Source organism: Nocardia sp. JCM 34519.1, assembly GCF_020361265.1.
Taxonomy (GTDB): domain Bacteria; phylum Actinomycetota; class Actinomycetes; order Mycobacteriales; family Mycobacteriaceae; genus Nocardia; species Nocardia arthritidis_A.
The window spans coordinates 867,577-884,692 of sequence record NZ_JAIRBR010000001.1 but is presented as its reverse complement, the minus strand read 5'-3'; the positions used below and the strand labels follow the sequence as shown (position 1 = coordinate 884,692).

17 protein-coding genes are annotated in these 17,116 nt (G+C 67.7%); 9 read left to right on the top strand and 8 right to left on the bottom strand.

The window, feature by feature from the left end:
* Nucleotides 1–23 precede the first annotated feature (23 nt).
* Both LGY53_RS04270 and LGY53_RS04265 read left to right on the top strand, forming a co-directional pair.
* A complete protein-coding gene (locus LGY53_RS04270) occupies nucleotides 24–1,778 on the top strand; it encodes an NRAMP family divalent metal transporter (RefSeq protein ID WP_225725296.1) in 1,755 nt (584 codons plus the stop codon).
* 221 nt (nucleotides 1,779–1,999) lie between these two features.
* Nucleotides 2,000–2,674 carry a hypothetical protein gene (locus LGY53_RS04265; protein ID WP_225725295.1) on the top strand — a complete coding sequence of 225 codons (675 nt, stop codon included), beginning with the start codon at nucleotides 2,000–2,002 and terminating at the stop codon, nucleotides 2,672–2,674.
* A gap of 8 nt (nucleotides 2,675–2,682) precedes the next feature.
* Here LGY53_RS04265 and LGY53_RS04260 read toward each other — a convergent pair whose 3' ends face one another.
* Both LGY53_RS04260 and LGY53_RS04255 read right to left on the bottom strand, forming a co-directional pair.
* Nucleotides 2,683–3,603 carry an endonuclease/exonuclease/phosphatase family protein gene (locus LGY53_RS04260; protein WP_225725294.1) on the bottom strand — a complete coding sequence of 307 codons (921 nt, stop codon included), beginning with the start codon at nucleotides 3,601–3,603 and terminating at the stop codon, nucleotides 2,683–2,685.
* Nucleotides 3,604–5,574 carry a glycoside hydrolase gene (locus LGY53_RS04255; RefSeq protein WP_225725293.1) on the bottom strand — a complete coding sequence of 657 codons (1,971 nt, stop codon included), beginning with the start codon at nucleotides 5,572–5,574 and terminating at the stop codon, nucleotides 3,604–3,606.
* 66 nt (nucleotides 5,575–5,640) lie between these two features.
* Here LGY53_RS04255 and LGY53_RS04250 point away from each other — a divergent pair, with 66 nt between their 5' ends.
* From LGY53_RS04250 to LGY53_RS04235, 4 genes are all read left to right on the top strand, one after another.
* On the top strand, nucleotides 5,641–6,303 hold the full coding sequence (locus LGY53_RS04250; protein ID WP_225725292.1) for a response regulator transcription factor: 663 nt from the start codon (nucleotides 5,641–5,643) through the stop codon (nucleotides 6,301–6,303).
* Nucleotides 6,300–7,664, top strand: coding sequence for a HAMP domain-containing sensor histidine kinase (locus tag LGY53_RS04245; protein ID WP_225725291.1), 1,365 nt, complete (start codon nucleotides 6,300–6,302; stop codon nucleotides 7,662–7,664). The genes LGY53_RS04250 and LGY53_RS04245 overlap by 4 nt, the downstream gene beginning before the upstream one ends.
* Nucleotides 7,665–7,724: 60 nt before the next feature.
* Nucleotides 7,725–7,919 (top strand): hypothetical protein, encoded by a 195-nt coding sequence (locus LGY53_RS04240; protein ID WP_225725290.1) that lies wholly within the window; start codon nucleotides 7,725–7,727, stop codon nucleotides 7,917–7,919.
* Nucleotides 7,920–8,127: 208 nt separating this feature from the next.
* Nucleotides 8,128–8,667 (top strand): hypothetical protein, encoded by a 540-nt coding sequence (locus LGY53_RS04235; protein ID WP_225725289.1) that lies wholly within the window; start codon nucleotides 8,128–8,130, stop codon nucleotides 8,665–8,667.
* Between the two features lie 555 nt (nucleotides 8,668–9,222).
* Here the strand turns inward: LGY53_RS04235 and LGY53_RS04230 are convergent.
* The 3 genes from LGY53_RS04230 to LGY53_RS04220 all read right to left on the bottom strand — a co-directional run bounded on the left by LGY53_RS04230 (nucleotide 9,223) and on the right by LGY53_RS04220 (nucleotide 10,958).
* Nucleotides 9,223–9,825, bottom strand: a complete 603-nt coding sequence (locus LGY53_RS04230) for a DUF305 domain-containing protein (RefSeq protein WP_167477858.1) — start codon at nucleotides 9,823–9,825, stop codon at nucleotides 9,223–9,225.
* An 89-nt stretch (nucleotides 9,826–9,914) separates the two neighbouring features.
* Entirely contained in the window at nucleotides 9,915–10,331 is a 417-nt protein-coding gene (locus LGY53_RS04225) for a DUF6153 family protein (RefSeq protein WP_225725288.1), read from the bottom strand.
* Between the two features lie 54 nt (nucleotides 10,332–10,385).
* Nucleotides 10,386–10,958, bottom strand: a complete 573-nt coding sequence (locus tag LGY53_RS04220) for a hypothetical protein (protein ID WP_225725287.1) — start codon at nucleotides 10,956–10,958, stop codon at nucleotides 10,386–10,388.
* 219 nt (nucleotides 10,959–11,177) lie between these two features.
* On the opposite strand from LGY53_RS04220, the gene LGY53_RS04215 reads away from it, so the two are divergent.
* Together LGY53_RS04215 and LGY53_RS04210 are read left to right on the top strand one after the other, a co-directional pair.
* Nucleotides 11,178–12,326, top strand: coding sequence for a class I SAM-dependent methyltransferase (locus LGY53_RS04215; protein WP_225725286.1), 1,149 nt, complete (start codon nucleotides 11,178–11,180; stop codon nucleotides 12,324–12,326).
* Between the two features lie 126 nt (nucleotides 12,327–12,452).
* Nucleotides 12,453–13,316, top strand: a complete 864-nt coding sequence (locus LGY53_RS04210) for a Bax inhibitor-1/YccA family protein (RefSeq protein ID WP_167477854.1) — start codon at nucleotides 12,453–12,455, stop codon at nucleotides 13,314–13,316.
* Nucleotides 13,317–13,391: 75 nt separating this feature from the next.
* Here LGY53_RS04210 and LGY53_RS04205 read toward each other — a convergent pair whose 3' ends face one another.
* Nucleotides 13,392–14,027 carry a TetR/AcrR family transcriptional regulator gene (locus LGY53_RS04205; protein ID WP_225725285.1) on the bottom strand — a complete coding sequence of 212 codons (636 nt, stop codon included), beginning with the start codon at nucleotides 14,025–14,027 and terminating at the stop codon, nucleotides 13,392–13,394.
* A gap of 119 nt (nucleotides 14,028–14,146) precedes the next feature.
* Here LGY53_RS04205 and LGY53_RS04200 point away from each other — a divergent pair, with 119 nt between their 5' ends.
* Complete coding sequence (locus tag LGY53_RS04200) at nucleotides 14,147–15,085, top strand: oxygenase MpaB family protein (protein ID WP_225725284.1); 939 nt, start codon at nucleotides 14,147–14,149, stop codon at nucleotides 15,083–15,085.
* Nucleotides 15,086–15,176: 91 nt separating this feature from the next.
* On the opposite strand, the gene LGY53_RS04195 is transcribed toward LGY53_RS04200, so the two are convergent.
* Nucleotides 15,177–15,821: a response regulator transcription factor gene (locus LGY53_RS04195; protein ID WP_225725283.1), complete on the bottom strand. Its 645-nt coding sequence runs from the start codon at nucleotides 15,819–15,821 to the stop codon at nucleotides 15,177–15,179.
* On the bottom strand, nucleotides 15,809–17,020 hold the full coding sequence (locus LGY53_RS04190) for a sensor histidine kinase (protein WP_225725282.1): 1,212 nt from the start codon (nucleotides 17,018–17,020) through the stop codon (nucleotides 15,809–15,811). The genes LGY53_RS04195 and LGY53_RS04190 overlap by 13 nt, the downstream gene beginning before the upstream one ends.
* Between the last annotated feature and the right edge of the window lie 96 nt (nucleotides 17,021–17,116).

Sequence of the window (17,116 nt, the reverse complement as noted above, 5' to 3'; positions counted from 1 at the left end):
TTTCAGGAAGCGAGGGAATGGCGATGGCCTTCTTCTCGAATGGCGGCAGCCGCCGCGAAACTACCGCGACGGTAGCCGTTGCCCCCGCCAACGGCGCTCCGGCAGCACTGGATTCGGCACATGTCGGCGATATCGTCGGCGCCCTCGGCACCATCAAACAGCACGATACGGCGGAGGGCCGCAGCCGCTGGCAGCGGTTCCGCATGCTGCTCGCCGTCATCGGCCCCGGCCTCATCGTCATGGTCGGCGATAACGACGCCGGTGGCGTCGCGACCTACGCGCAGGCCGGGCAGAACTACGGTATGGCGCTGATTTGGACACTGGCGCTGTTGATTCCGGTGCTGTACGTGAATCAGGAGATGGTGGTCCGGCTCGGCGCGGTCGCGGGTGTCGGCCACGCCCGATTGATCTTCGCCCGGTTCGGCAAGTTCTGGGGTGCGTTCAGCGTCGGCGATCTGTTCATCGTCAACGCGCTGACCATCGTCACCGAATTCATCGGCGTCTCCATGGCGTTGAACTACTTCGGTCTGCCCAAGGCGATTTCGGTTCCGCTGGCGGCGGTGCTGCTGTTCGCCGTGGTGGCCGGTGGTTCGTTCCGGCGTTGGGAGCGTTTCCTTTTCGCGCTCATCGCGATCAACATCGTGATGTTCCCGCTGGCGTTCATGGTGCATCCGAGCGTCTCGGAGACCGCGAAAGGCGTTGTGCCGTCGTTCCCCGGCGGGTTGAACTCGACGCTGCTGCTGTTGATCGTCGCCATCGTCGGCACCACCGTCGCGCCGTGGCAGCTGTTCTTCCAGCAGTCCAACATCGTCGACAAGCGGATCACCCCGCGCTGGATCAAGTACGAGCGCATCGACCTGTGGGTCGGCATCGTCGTCGTGATGATGGGCGCGGTCGCGATCATGGCCGCCGCGGCCTTCGGGCTGGCGGGCACCGACGCGATCGGCAACTTCACCGATGCGGGTGCGGTGGCGCAGGCGCTGCACGACCACAAGGGCCAGACCGTCGGCGCGCTGTTCGCGATCCTGCTGCTGGACGCCTCGCTGATCGGTGCGAACGCGGTCGGCCTCGCCACCACGTACACGCTGGGCGACACCCTCGGCAGGCGGCATTCGCTGCACTGGAAGATCAGTGAGGCCCCGCTGTTCTACGCCGGATACGCCCTGCTGCTCGCCGTCGCCGCCGCCGTCTCGTTCAGCCCGGACAATGTGCTCGGCCTGCTCACCCAGGGCGTGCAGGCGCTGGCCGGTGTGCTGCTGCCGTCGGCGACGGTATTCCTGGTGCTGCTGTGCAACGACAAGGCGGTGCTCGGTCCGTGGGTGAACACCGCGCGGCAGAACATCGTCGCGGGCATCATCGTGTGGTCGCTGGTGCTGCTTTCGCTCGCGCTGACCGCGGCCACCTTCTTCCCCGATCTGTCGACGGCCACCCTGGAGATCGGATTCGGCGTCGGCGCGCTGATCGGCCTGCTCGGCGGCGGGGTGATCGCACTGGCCAAGCACCGGGCCGACCGCAGGGATGCCGAGCGGACCGCGAAGGAACTCGGCAACCTCGATCCCGACCAGGTGGAGGAGCTCGAGGATGTGCGGCTGAGCCGGGCCGAACGCAAGGCCATCCTGGAGGCCGACCGCGATGCCTGGCGCACCCCGGCACTGGACACGCTGACGCGTCCGGCGTTCTCCTCGCTGCGCATGGCGGGCATGATCGCGCTGCGCGGGTACCTCGCCGTCGCGGTGGTGCTGGTCGCGGTTAAGGTCGTGCAGTCCATCGCAGCCTGAGAATGATTGCGGCGGTGTGGGATTCGAACCACACCGCCGCAATCAGGTGCCGCGTGCGGCTGCCCTCCGCCGCGGCATGGACCGAGTCGATGCTCGATACCCGATACATCGGTGCGCGCGGCCTGGTTATTACCCGGTGATCCGGGCCGCCGCATATCCGTTCGTGATACGGTTCGCCGCGGCGGCGAGTCGGATGCCCGCCGTGATCGAGGGGAGGGCCCGTGGCCGACCGTGTCGAGCCGGGAATCGATTCCGCGGACACCACGCCGGCGACCAAGCCGATGCCCGCGCTCTCGCTGGAGCCGCCGGGTAATGAGCGAGCCCGAGGCGGCCGGGCATTGGGTGTCGGGTTACTCGCCGCAATCGTCGTCGTTCTTACAATCGCGCTGATTTCCGCTGTGACGCTGTTGTTTTCGGTACAGCAGGATCGAGACCACCTCTCCGCCGAACGGGATCGGCTGGAAGCCGAACTCATCACCTTGAAATCCGATCGCGCCGGGAGGGACGCCGGGACAGCCGAATTCGAGAAGGCCGAACAGCTCGCCACCGGCTACGCGGTGAGTGCGGCGGGTGTCGATTACCAGGACATCGACGGGTGGGTCGCCCGGCTGAAGGAGAACACCACCGAGCAGCTGGCGAGCAAATTCGATACCACCGCACCGAAACTGCGCGAGATCATCGTCCCGCTGCGGTGGAAATCCACCGCCACCGCGATCTCGTCGAAGGTGATCTCGGTAGTGGGCGGGACATACAAGGTCAACGTTTTCCTCGACGTCCGCACGATCAATGCCCAGAGCCCCGGCGGCAACGAATCGACCGTCACCTACACGGTCACCCTCGATCGCGGGCGCGGCTGGAAGGTCACCGATGTGGGCGGGCTCGATCTGCCGAAATAGCCACTGCTTCAACGGCAGATGACCGCTGTCACGGCTCGGTGGTCGGGACCGGGCGTCTCGAATGTGCTTGCGGCGCTCGCCTCTAAGCCGCGGACCAGGATGTGATCCGGGCGCGCGATCGGAAATCCGGCGGGCCAGGTGAAGCCGGGGCCGGTGCCCGCCCGGCGTTGGACGTCGAAATAGCCCGGTGCGAAACCGGACCAGTTGCGGTCGGTGTCCGTGGTATTGAAATCGCCTAGCACGACGACGTTTTCGGCACGGTCGGCGGTCAGCTCGGCGGAGAGGGTGTGCAGGCCGCGATCCCGGTCGGCGGTCGCGCCGGGCCGCGCCGACGGCAGGTGGACGACGTACACCGCGATCGTGCCGAATGGGGTTTGCACCAGTGCCCGCAATCCGCGCCGCCAACCCGCGCCGACATCCGCCGGGCCCGATCGTCCCAGCGGATAGCGGCTCCACAGTTCGACCGTGCCCTCGGCGTGGTGGTAGGGGTAGGCGTCGGCCAGAATGGCATCACCCGCCCGATCCGCTGACGTAACCTCCTGCAAGGCAACGAGATCCGCGCCGATGGCGACCAATGCGCGTGCGGTGTCCGCCGGTTGTCGGTTGCCCGCGTACAGATTCTGGGTGACAACCCGTAACCGCTTGTCGCCCACCGTCACCGGATGCGACGCCCACCATGCTCCGAAGAGATGTGCCCACACCAGCAGCGGAACCAGCGTCGCGGCGACGCCGAGCGGTGCGCGCAGCCCGAGCGCCGCGACCGCGAGCACGGGGATCAGGAGCCCGAGCCACGGAGCGACGGTATCGAGCACGATGCCGAGGCCCATGAGGTCGGGCACCTCGCGGTGGCCGATCAGTATCACGGTGAGAAGTGCCGCGCCACAGGTGAATACGATATCCATCCGGCGCGGGCGGAGCAGGCCGATCATCTACTGTCCCGGGCAGAGTCTGCGCGGCGCGGCGTCGCCGGACAATTTCGCGTCGACGCATCCCGCGGGCAGCTCACCGTAGGGCTGTGCGCCGAAGTTCGCGGTCACCGTGAGGGCGTTGTCACCGAAAACGGTGCGCTGGACCAGGCGGTCGCCGGTGAGCCAATCGAATTTCGTCATCGGCAGGGTGCCCGCCGCCTCGTGCAGCGGCGCGAAAAAGCCTTGCAGCCGGGCGATCTCGGGGCCGTGCTCGGTGATGGTCGCGCGATCGAGCACGAAGTTCAGCGGTGTGTTGTTCAACATCGCGGTGAGCGCTCGCATCGTCCGCTGTCGCGGCAGCTTGTAATAGGAGAGCTCCCAGCGGTCGACGTTGACGATCGAATCATGCAATGCCGTCTCGTACAGCGGAATTCGATACGCGGGGTCGAACATCGCCTTCGCGATATCGTCGGGCAGATCCACCGGCTGGAAGAACGCCTTCGGTGCGCGCTCGGGCGCCCACGCACCCCACACCTGCCGGTCGCGCTGTAGCGGCCACAGCTTATCGGTGACCGGGGTCTGCGCGCCGTGATCGAATGCCAATTCCGGTGCCGCCCAGGCGCCCGCGGCTTCCGAGCCGAGCACCTGATGCCGGTCCTCGGCGAGCGTCCGCATGCGGGCCAGCCGGTTCTCCCGGTCCCGGCGCTGGTTCATCGGGTGGTCCGGGCTGTAGTCGTCGAAGAATTCGCCCGCCGCGTCGACATCGAGGAAGTAGGTGTTCGCGCCGTTGGCCGTCATCCGCGCGTAGCGGTCCGCCAACACCGCCGAATCCTGGGCCAGCGCTTGCGAACTCAGGTAACAGCCGCGATTGCCGAAACCGGTCTCCGGTGTGCCGTCCGCCTTCCGCACACATCCCTGCGGCCACAGCCGCCCGGGCCAGCTGGAGGACGGGTTGTCGGCGGTGGCCGGATCCTGTGCGTTTGCGTACGAATCGTACGGTCCGGCAAGGTATCCCGCCTGCTTCGCGGTGTCGACGGCGGCCGCGGACATTGGGTCCGCGCCCGAGTCGTAGCCGAGCCACATCCGGCTCACGCCGAGGTCGTGCAGCTGACGCACGGCATCGGGTGTGCGCCCATCGCCCCAGACGTAGGCGTGGAAGGCGCCGAGCAGCCGGGCGATCGACGGATTGCGCCCCATCTTGTCCCGCAGCGTGGCCAGCTGCCCGTGGTCGATCAGCCAGCGCCGGTAATCTCGCGCTGCCGCAACGGGATTCGCATCGGTGATGGCGAAGGTGACCGTGTAGTCGAGTGTTTCGGCGCGGGTGTCGAAGGCATGTTCGGCGCGGGCGCGCAGCCTGCCGTCCACCGAGGACACCGTCAGCGTGCTGCCGATATCGGTCGGCACCAGATAGCTCACGCCGCGGTCGCCGAGCAGATAACTCCAGAAGGGCATGGTCAGCCCCGAGGTCAGATCGAGCGGGTGATCGACGAGTGCGGCCGCAGTGGAGTTCCAGAACGGATCCGCGACGGGTAGCGACAGGCCCTCACCGCGCGGCAGCTGGAGCGCGCTCGCGGCCGGATCGGCTCCGGTCACCGGCCACACCAGGCGGCCGTCGCGGTCGCTGTGCACGGTCATTCGCAACCGTCCGCGCTCTGCCGCGGCGGTGACGGTGAGTCCCTGGTCCGGATAGGTCCAGGTGGCGGCGTCCACATCGATGCGCACCGGTCCGGGCCGCCCCAGCGCCCCCTGTGCCGGTGCCGATAGCTCCGGCCCGCGATCGGCGGTGATTGCCAGGGAGGTGGTGTCCACCAGGGCGGAGCCGCCATCGATCGGGATAACCACGGTGTTGCCATCCAGTCGCACCCGGGCCGCGTCTCGCGAGCGCTCGGTTCGCACCAGGGCGACGACGCCCAGCGTCACCGTCGCGCACAGCGCCAGGATCAGGGCCGCGAGCACGGATTTCTCGGCTCGATTCAAGGTTGTCCATCGCACCCGTCGCACGATTCCGGCGCGGGATGAGAACTGGATGAGAAGTTGCGGGCCGTATTATCGGCGGACATGCGTGTGCTGGTGGTCGACGACGAATCCGCGGTGCGGGAGGCGCTCGTGCGGGTGTTGGACAGCGAGGGTTACCAGACGCGCGGTGCGGCGGACGGCGCCGCGGCACTCGCCGAAATCGAGCGCTGGCGGCCCGAGGTGGTGCTGCTCGATGTGCTGATGCCGTTTCTGGACGGGTTGGAGACCTGCCGGCGGCTGCGGGCGCGCGGCGACCGCACCCCGATCCTCATGCTGACCGCTCGCGATGCGGTCGCCGACCGGATCGACGGCCTGGACGCGGGCGCCGACGACTATCTGGTGAAGCCCTTCGACCTGGATGAGATGCTGGCCCGGGTGCGTGCGCTGGTGCGACGCAGCTCACCCGCCGACGGTGTGGTGCTGAGCTGTGCGGATCTGGTGATGGATACCGCGGCCCACCAGGTGCGGCGCGGCGACGCGGTAATCGAGCTGACCAGAACGGAATTCGCGCTGCTGGAGGTGCTGCTGCGCAATGCCGGGCAGGCGCTGCCGCGCGAGCTGCTGATCGAACGGATCTGGGGCGGGCCGTCATCCAATTCGCTCGAGGTGTACGTGCGGTATCTGCGGCGCAAGCTGGAGGATGCGGGGCGGGCGCGGCTGATCCACACGGTGCGCGGCGTCGGCTATCGGCTCGGGCCTCGATGATGCTGTCGCGCATCGGGATTCGTTCGCTGCGTGGCCGGATCGCCGTGTATTTTGCGGTGGCGATCGCGCTTTCGCTGGCCGCCATGGCGGTCGCCGCGTATTTCGTTGTGGCACATGAGCTGAACAGCTCGCTCGATATCGGGTTGCGCAGTCAGGCCACCAGGATCACCAGACAGTTCGCGGTCGATCCCGATGTCGCGGCGATCTCCGGGCCGTGCCGGTACCTGGCCGCGCCGAGCTGTGTGCAGGTGGTGGCCGCGGACGGCCGGATCGAATCCGATCACTCCGCCGACCTGCTGCCGGTGGATGCCGGAACCCGCGCCGTCGCAACGGGTTCCCGGCCGGACTACTTCAGCGATTTCACCTTCGGCGGCTATCCGATGCGGATGTACACGGCCCAGTTGCGCCCCGGCGTCGCGGTACAGGTCGCGCGGCGCTCGGACACCGTCGACACCGGCCTGCGGCGGGTCGCGGCGGCGCTGTTCGCCGCGGCGCTGGGTGGTACGGCGTTGGCCATCGGGATCGGATATGTGGTGGGCCGCCGCGCCTTCGCGCCCGTCACCGCGCTCACCGCGGCCGCGGAGCGGGTCGCGACGACCCGCGATCCGCGCCAGCCCATCGTCGTCCCGGATTCGACCGAACTCGGCCGTCTGGCAACGAGTTTCAACACCATGCTCGGCGAACTCGATCAGGCGCTGAGCGCCGAGCGCGAATCCCGTGCGGCGCAACGCCGTTTGGTGGCCGACGCATCGCACGAACTGCGCACCCCGCTGACGGCACTGCGCGCCAACATCGATCTGCTCCGCCGCGCGCCGCGGCAACTCGACGAAACGGCCGCCGCGCTGCGCACCCAAGCCGAGGAGCTTTCCGGTCTGGTCACCGATCTCATCGACCTGGCCCGCGCCGAGGATCCGGCGGCCGCCGCGGAATCCGGGGAGGACCTCCGACTCGATCTGCTGGTCGCGGAGCGGTTGGCGGTGGCCCGCAGGCATTGGCCGACAATCGCTTTCGACGCCGAATTGGAACCGGTCACGCTGCGCGGCGTACCCGCCCGGCTGGCCCGCGCGATCACCAACCTGCTCGACAATGCCGCGAAATTCAGCCCGCCCGGCGCGACGGTCGAGGTGGTGCTGCGCGAGCGCCGATTGACCGTGCGCGATCACGGTCCCGGCATCCCCGCCGCCGACCTGCCGCACGTCTTCGACCGGTTCTACCGCTCGGCCGCCGCCCGCACCGCACCCGGGCACGGGCTGGGGCTGGCCATCGTCGCTCAGGTGGCGGCGTTGCACGACGCGACCGTCACCGCGGCGTCGCATCCGGACGGCGGTGCGGTCTTCGAGCTGACTTTCCCGAACCTGTGAACGCGGGCGGCCGGCGGCGCGATGACTCAATACCACCGGTGATCAATGGAAGGGGACACCATGTCGGCGGACCAGCACCCGGATCCGGTCGCGCGGGCCGGATCCGGAAATGACGTTCCGGCAGCGAATTTCGAGACGGACCCGCTGGCCGCAGCCCATCCGCCGCCTCCTGGAGACGCGGGTGGCCGCCCGGACCAAGACTTCCGGGTCATCGATCTGACGGAGGATTTCGTCCGCGATTACGGCCTGGCTTGACGCGGCCGGACCGCACTCGGGGTCTCCGATATCGTCCGAGCCTGACAGTATTCACCTCGGGCCGGATGGGTTCCGGTCCGTGGCGTACCGATTGACAATCGATATCGGCATGCCGTGCTGACGACACGCACCTGGGCAAGTACGGTCGGAATGTCCGGCTCATATCCGGGTGTGCGGCCGGAACACCTGCGGGGAGATAGGGATAATCATGCGAGGACTGGAACGAGCCGGACTAGCCGCGGCCGCGGCGGCCACTGCCGCCGGCATCCTGCTGATCGGCGCCTGCGGCAAGCAGGTGACGGGTAATGCCCAGGTGAACCAGTCGGATCTGGCGGCATATGCCTCCGAGGTCACCGCCTCCTCGATTGCGGCGTCGTCGTCCAAGGCCGCCGCGGCCGAGACCGCCGCCGTCACGGCGTGCAGCACCTACCGGGACGCGCACGAGGCGTCGGTCGCGTCGTTCAACGCCTATATCGATGCCAGCAACAACCACGCACCGGACGAGAAGGACAAGGCCGCCGCCGCGGTGGGATCGCTGCGCGACACCGCGAACAAGATCGACCAGAAAATCACCAAAGAGGTGCCCGATGATGTGGCCACCGCGCTGAAGAACTACCGCGACGACGCGAACAATCTCGCGGGCACGCTGGAGCGGAATCCGGACACCGACACGCTCAACGGCGTGATCGACAAGTTCAATGCGACCAAGGACAGGGCGACCACCGTCTGCAAGGCACACGGCCGCTAAGGCCTCGGCGAAATCACTTCCGGCCGCGCAATACCAGGAAGGCCACATACGCCGCGCCCGCGATGGCGAGCCCGACGACCACGACGATCCCCGACAAAATGAAGTCCATGATCCGATGGTAGGCGGCATTCGCGGGCGCGGCCGTCGCTTGTTCGCGATGCGGGCGGGTTGCCCGATCTCGGGCGCGTCGGCCGACCAAAGGTTCGGTCGCGCAACGGGATTGACATACCGGTCAGCCGGGTGAATGGGTTTCGCAAGGACTTCGGCGGCGTGCGGCGGAAACGAGAAGCGGAAAGCCCGGTGCGTACGAACTTTCCGCCTCCGTCCCGGCGTTCCCATCTCCGTAGGAACTCCGTGGACCGGATACCCGACCGGCCGTGCGCACTCAGGGAGGTGCGGGCCGATCCGCGGGTACCGGTCCGGGACCACTACCAACTCGACACGCCTCGAATCTAGTCGGCGCCGCCGGGTCCGGAAATCCGTGGCGGCCAGCGTTTTCGCAGGTGATGACGGCTCGCTGACCGCACGATGACGGATTCGGTATGGCCGCGAGCATCAGCTCTTGGCGAGCATGCCCCGCATGGTGTCGATCTCGCGCTGCTGATCGGCCGCGATGCCGGTGGCCAGCTGTTTCGCGTCATTGTTGATACCGCTGGAAAGTTCGGTCCGCGCCATGGTGATCGCGCCGCTGTGATGCTCGATCATCATGGTCAGCCACTGCCGGTCGAAATCGGCGCCGGAGGCGGCCCGCAGCGCCGACATCTGCTCGGGCGTCATCATGCCGGACATCATGTGGCCCGAGGCCGAGGGCGCGGGCTTGCCGAAGCTCCGCAGCAGGTCGGCGAACCGCTGCATCTCGGGGCTCTGCGCCTTCTCCACCGCGGCGGCGAGTGCGAGCAGGTCCGGATTCTGGCTGCGGCTCGGCACCAGTTGGGCCATCTCGACGGCCTGCGCGTGATGCGGGTACATCATCTGCAGGAAGGTGACGTCGGCATCGTTGAAATCGGTGCGGGTCGGCGCAGCGGCGCTCGTCGCCGAGTGCTGCATGCCGGACATGCCGCTGTCGGATTTATCGGAGTTGCCGGAGCAGGCGGCGGCGAGCAGTGCGGTGGCGATCGCGGTGGCGGCGAACGCGATTCGGGTACGGGTGGTGAACATGATTGATCTCCTGGGGAATTGCCGATGGTCGGATCGAAGACAGGTGAAATCCGCGCTCGCGCAATGGGTTGCGGGGCGCGGTGGACCTGTCAGATCCGCAGAATCGACAATTCGGCGCGGGAGAGCACCGTCCAGGGTGGTGGACGCTCGCGGCGCGGTCGCCAGTGCCGGGGGAGCGCGATTCCGGTGCCGGGTCGGTCGACGGCCAGCCTGGCCAGCACCACCAGGCCGATCACGAGGGCGAAGGTCGCGAGCACGAAGACGCACGCGTGCCTGCCGCCGTGCGCGGCGGCGCAGCCGTCGGATCCGCAATCTTGTTGGTGCGCCGGCATTTTCGCCGATTCAACGGCGGCGGACGCGGCGTGGTGTGTCATCGCGGCGCCGGATTCGCCGTGCGCGGGAAAAGCGAATACTCCCGCATGCATCGCGACGATCCCGGCGAGCAGCGCGAGCAGGCCGAGCATCCGGGCCGCCCCGGACGCTCGCCGCTTGCGCTGCTCTATCACGGCGGTCATTCTACCGGTTCGGTATACCCCTAGGCCGTACGGGTGTGTTCCGACTCATGCGGCGATGTCGACGACCAGCCGGGACGGGTTGCTCTGGGGACCCGCCGAGAAATTCGGCTTCGCGCCGTTGAGCCCGATGAACAATTGCGTGGTGCCCTCGAAGACGGCGGATTCGTAGACGCCGGTGATGCCCGGTGCGCTCGAATCCGAGGTCGGGTTGGGGCCGGTGTACGCGGCGACCTTACTGTCCGGCGGATTGGCCGAACCGAGGATCCGCACCTCCAGCACCGATTTGCCCGGCACATCGACGGTCTTACCGCTGCCGTCCTGAACCGCCTTGTCGGCGTAGCCGATTCGCCACCCCGGCGCGCCGTCGCCGCCGAGCGCGAACACCACCCGGTCGAAGCCCTCATGGTGTTCGATGCCGATATCGGTGACGGTGAGCGCCGCCCCGTTGGCCGGTTTCGTTTCCTTCAATTGCGCGTCCTTCAGCGGTGCGACCGGCGTCGCCGCACCTGCCGCCGCCGCGGCCGTCGTGGATTTCGGGGCATCCGTGTTCGACCCACCGCCGCAACCGGCGAGCAGCGCCGCGGTAGCGGCGAGGGTCAACACCATCCTGTAACGCATGGGGCCAGATCGTACTGAGCGGCAGCCGATCTCGCAGTGAACAGGAAATGGCGGCGGCGAGTCGTCGTCGGGCGGGTTGCGCGGGCCCGCTCCGGCGGTCGCGGCACGGGCCGGTAAAGCCTTGTGTCGCAGCAGGTCTGCGACCCGGACCGGCTGCCGGACACACGCGGATCCGGGGGTGCGCGTGACCGATGGGCAACGATCTAGCACACTTGACCCGTGTGCGATGTCGAGGAGGTGCTCGGTCGATTGCGGCGGTATCCGGACGTGGAGGCGGTGAACCTCTACGCGGTGGATGCCGCCGATCGGCTGCTCCTCGACGTCGCCGATGAAGCTCTCGCCGCTGCGGGTAGCGGGGAAGTTGCGGTTATCGGCGACAGTTACGGCGCGCTGACCATCGGCGCGATCGCCGGACATGACCTACGCGAGGTCCGGGTGCATCAGGACCTGCTGACCGGCGAGCTAGCGCTGGCCAATAACGCCCGCGCGGTCGGCCTATCCGATCGCTACGCCGCGCATCCACTCGGCCAGCGGTTGCTAGAAGATGTCCGAGTGGTGCTGCTTCGCCTGCCGCGCATGCTCGGCGGGCTGGCCGAGGTGGCCGATGCCATCGCCAGGTACGCCGCGCCCGAGGTGACGGTGTTCGCAGGCGGCCGCGACAAATATCTGACCCATTCCATGAACGACGTTCTGGCCCAATCGTTTTCCGAGGTGCGCGCCAGCCGCGGCAGGCAGAAATCGCGCACCCTCCTGGTCACGGGTCCCAAACCGGTTGGGGAGCCGCCGTTTCCGGTGCGCGAGCGAATCGCCGATCTCGGCATCGACGTGATCGCGCACGGCGCCGCCTTTTCCGGCGCCCGCCTCGACATCGGCACCCGATTCCTGCTGCAATACCTGAAGCAGATGAAGCCCGATGCCCGCGATGCGATCGATCTGGGGTGCGGCACCGGCATTCTCGCCGTATCGCTGGCCAAGGCGCGGCCGCACATCAAAGTGGTCGGCACCGATCAGTCGGCCGCGGCGGTCGCCTCGGCGCGCGCCACCGCCGCGATCAACCACGTCGACGACCGGGTGACGGTGGTCCGCGACGACGCCATGTCCACCGCGGCCGCCAACAGCGCCGATCTGGTGCTGTGCAATCCGCCGTTCCACGTCGGCGCCGCGGTGCACACCGGTTCGGCGATCAAGATGTTCGCCGAGACGGGGCGGGTGCTCCGACCGGGCGGCGAGCTGTGGACAGTCTTCAACTCACATCTCAACTACCGGGGTGTGATCCAGCGCATGGTCGGCCAGACCGAAGTGATCGGCCGCAATCGGAAATTCACGGTTACGCGTTCTGTACGGGGCTTGCACGATCCCCAGCGGTAGAGTCCGAATTGTCCGGCTATCCGGGTTCCTGGGAACTCGACGCGGATGTCGGACGTTGGACCGAGCAGTTGGATATCGAGCGAAGGCTCGACGGACAGCAGCAAACGACACCAGAAAGGGACGCAGGTGCGTACCACGAGCAACCCGGTCTTCAGAAACTTGCCGAGGCAGCAGGGCGGTGGCTACGCCAACTTCGGAACGGGTATGCCGAACGCCGGCCAGTTCGGCCAGTACGGCAACCCCTACGGCCAGCAGCAATACGACCAATACACCCAGCCATACCAGCCGGTCCCGGCCACCCGGGCGATGACGATCGACGATGTCGTCATCAAGACCGGCATCACGCTGGGCGTGCTTGCACTGTCGGCGATCATCTCCTACACCCTCACCCACGCCAATACCGCGCTCGCGCCACTGTTCGTGGTCGGCGGCGGTCTGATCGGCCTGGTGCTCGTGCTGGTCGCGAGCTTCGCGAACAAACAGAACAGCCCGGCGATCGTGCTGTCCTACGCGGTGTTCGAGGGCCTGTTCCTCGGTGCGCTCTCGTTCATGTTCACCAACATCAAGTTCGGTGGCGTCGGCGGTAGCGCACTCATCGTGCAGGCGGTGCTCGGCACCTTCGGCGTATTCGCGGGCATGCTCGTCGTATACAAGACCGGTGCGGTCCGGGTCACACCGCGATTCACCCGGATCATCGTCGGGGCCATGATCGGTGTCCTGGTGCTCGCGCTCGGCAACCTGATCGCCGGCTTCTTCATCTCCGGCGGTCTCGGCCTGCGCGACGGTGGCCCGCTGGCCATCATCTTCAGCCTGGTCGTGATCGGTATCGCGGCGTTCAGCTTCCTGCTCGACTTCGACGCCGCCGATCAGCTGATCCGGGCCCAGGCGCCGGAGAAGGCGGCATGGGGTGTCGCGCTCGGCCTCACCGTCACCCTGGTCTGGCTGTACGTCGAGATCCTGCGTCTGCTGAGTTACTTCCAGAACGATTAGTAGCGAACGGCTTTCGAGCCGGGTAGGTCATAGCGCGGGCGGTCGCCGAATTTCGGCGGCCGCCCGCTCGTATTTTCAGCCCTCCGTGGGAAGTTGGGCTGACATGTCGACGCCCGCGAGCAGCATCGCGGTGACCAGCTCGACGAGATGCGCACGGCCGGTGGGATATTCACCGCGCAGCCAGGCGGCGAACAGCTCCATGACGCCGCTGACGGCGGCGAAGGCGGCCATATCGGTATCGAGTTGGCTCGGGGCTCGGTCGCCGAGCAGATCGCGCGTCATCGCGGCCATCACGTTGGCGATGGTGCGTGTGTTGGTCACCCGGGACCGCTGCACGACCTCGGACGAGTTGGCTTGCAGCAGCAGCTTTCCGCGTCGCGGATCCGCCAGCATGAAATCGACGGCGGCCGCGACGGAGGCGTGCACCTGGGCGCGGGTATCGGGCGCGGGCGCGAGCGCCGCGGTGACGACGGCCTCCAGCCCCTGCCCCGTCACCTCCTGCGCGAGTGCCTCGAGAATGGCGTCGCGGTCGGCGAAATGCTCGTAGAAGTAGCGGTCGTTGAGCCGGGCACGCCCGCAGACGGCTCGTTTGGTGACCGCGTTCGGTCCGCCCTCCGCCATCAGGTCCAGTGCGGCCTCGATGAGCGCGGCGCGGCGCCGGGCGCGGCGCTCGTCCGCGGATTCGCCGCCGTAACTGCGTGTGGCTGCCATCCAGGGATTATCGCGCATGCCCTTGACTCCCGGATCAGTTCTGGTGCACTCTGGCACCAGATACATCTGGTGCCATTCTGCACCAGAATGATCGGTAGTGCTCGGACGAAGGAGTCCCCATGACCTGCCCTGTGCACAGCGCGTCCAACGTCATGAACCTGCCCGCGAGTGGCGCGGCCACCGGCATCGTCGAGCGATTCGAGGAGGTGGCCGGTTCGGTCTTCGTCGGACTGTTCGCCGCCGCGCTGTTCGACCAGACGATGTTGCCCGCGGTATCGGCCGCGCTCGAGCGCACCGGCCGCATCCGCAACACTCCGTGGGAGCGGGCGACGCGCTCCGCCGCCTCCGATCAGATCGTCTTCCTCGGCGAAGACGCCGACAGCACCGCCGAAATGGAACGCCTCAAACTGCTGCATCGCGACGTCAAGGGCATCGGTCCCGACGGCACCCGCTACAGTGCGCTCAACCCGGAGAATTGGAACTGGATCCTGATCAGCACCTTCTTCATGTACCGCGGCGCGTTCGTCGCCCTGACCGGCGAAAAGCTCAGTGCCGCAGACAATCAGGCGCTTTGGGATCATGTCCGAACCAAGACCGAGCCGCTGCAGCTACCCGGCCGTTCCCGTCTGGTCGAGGGCTACCCCGAACTGTGTGCCTATTACGACCAGATGGCCGCCGAAAAGCTGACGGTCACACCGACTCTCATCGCCGCTATGGAAACCGTGCGCCGCGCCCCACGCCCACCCTTCTTTCCCGCCGCGACCGAACCGCTGTGGCGGCTGGCCCGCCCGGTGGCCGGACATGTAGCCGCCGTACTCGGTTACGGCACAATGCATCCCGGTGCCCGCAGGGTGCTACCCATCCGCTGGACCCGCCGCCACGACCTCGAATTCGTCGTTCTAACAACACTTTTCCGTGTGGCGTACTGCGCCCTACCGACGTGGGCCACCGACACCCCTTTGGCGCGCAACCGTCGCCGCTACCGACGTTTGATGTCCACCTATCAGCGTGTCGGCCTGCCCTCTTTCGTGCCCGACCAGCCGATCGCCAGCGCGTGAACTCTCGCGCTACGCCCGTGCCGCGTATTCACATCGTCACCCGGAACCTCGATCACCGAGTAGGTGAACATCGAGCAGGACGGGCGCGCACTCACCGCGCGCCGAGGTAGCGGAGCACCGCGAGTACCCGACGGTGGTCGGAATCGTCTTGCGGCAGATCGAGTTTGGTGAGGATGCTGTTGATGTGCTTGGCCACCGCGCGCTCGCTCACGACGAGCCGGGCGGCGATACCGGCGTTGGAGCGACCGTTGGCCATCAGCTCCAGCACCTGGCGTTCGCGCGGGGTGAGCCGGTCGAGCGGGCCGCGGTCGCGGCGCACCAGTAGCTGCGCCACCACCTCGGGATCGAGGGCGGTGCCGCCGGTGGCGACGCGGCGCAGCGCCTCGCCGAACTCCTCGACATCGGCGACGCGCTGCTTGAGCAGGTAGCCGACCCCGCTGGTCTGTGTCGCGAGAAGCTCTGCGGCATAACGTTCTTCGACGTATTGCGAGAGCAGCATCACGGCCGTGCCCGGCCGGTCGCGCCGGATGGTGAGCGCGGCGCGCACCCCCTCGTCCCGGAAATCCGGTGGCATCCGGACATCGACGACGGCCAGGTCGGGCCGATGCTGGTCGACGGCGGCGAGTAACGCTTGCGCGTCGGCTACTTCGGCCACGACATCGAATCCGGCTAGTCGCAACACCTGTACCACGCCGACCCGCAGCAGCACCGAGTCCTCGGCGATCACCGCCCGCATGGCAGCTCCGCCGTGAGCAGGGTCGGGCCGCCGGGCGGGCTGGTCACCTCGAAACGGCCGTCGACCGAGGCGACGCGGCGGGCCAACCCCGTCAGCCCGGTGCCGACGTCCGCGTCGGCACCGCCGATACCGTTGTCGGACACCGTTATCCGAAGTCGATCGCCCGTACCGTCGACGGTCACCTCGGCCTCGGTCGCGCGGGCATGTTTGATCACGTTCGTGAGCGCCTCCGAGACGACGAAGTAGGCGATGGCCTCGACGGTAGCGGGCGGGCGTACCGGCAGCCGCACCACGAGCCGGACCGGCACCGGGACCTCGCTGGCGATTCCGGACAGCGCCGCGTCCAGGCCGCGATCCTCCAGCACCGGTGGATGCAGGCCGCGGACCAGGTGACCCAGTTCGGCGATGGTCTGTTTGGCCTGATCATGCGCGTCCTCGAGCACCTTGCGCGCGGAGTCGGGTAGTTCGGTGAGCGTCGCTCGGGCGATGCCGAGGTTGACCGCGAGCGACACCAGCCGTTGCTGGACACCGTCATGGAGGTCGCGTTCGATGCGGCGGCGTTCGGCATCGGCCGCGTCCACCGCGCCCGCCCGGCTCTCGGTCAGGTCGTCGACCCGGCGCGCGAGGAGTTCTTCGCGGCTCGGGCCCAACAGTTTTCGGGCGGTCCACCGGTCGACGCGCAGCAGGGCGGGGGTCGCCCACGCCAGGGCGAAAGCCATGACGGCCGCCGCGATCGTCCAGGCCACGGCGTGGGTGGTGACGGGTCGCCAGCCGATCGGCGTCAGCCACATCCATATCAGCACCGTGCCCGCCACCGCCACGGCGAGCCACGACAGCGCCAGCACGATGATTGCGCAGGCCTGCAGCGGTCCGATGATCAGGTGATACACCAGTTGCCGCGCCCGGGTTACCGACCATAAGACCCGTTCATCACGGGATGCGGGAATCTCGGTGTCCGCCAGGCGGAATCGGTTGCGCTGCAAGATGGTCAGCAGTGGCGCAGCGAGTACCACCGCCGCGACCGGTCCGGTCATCAGGCCGATCGTCACCGGAGGCAGTGCGGTCGGAATCCATCGCCACGGCAGGATCAGAACCAGCAGCACCCCGGCCTGGATCAGTGCGCCGACCCCCGCGCACGCGGCCTGCCGGTTCGTGAACCCGAACAACCGCCGCATGCCCGCACTGACACGCAACGTCATCGGCATATGTCCACGGTAGAGGGCCGCCGAGGGGGAGGGCCACCACACAGGCATGTCTATACGAGGTGGCACCAGTACCACCGTGAAGACGCACGG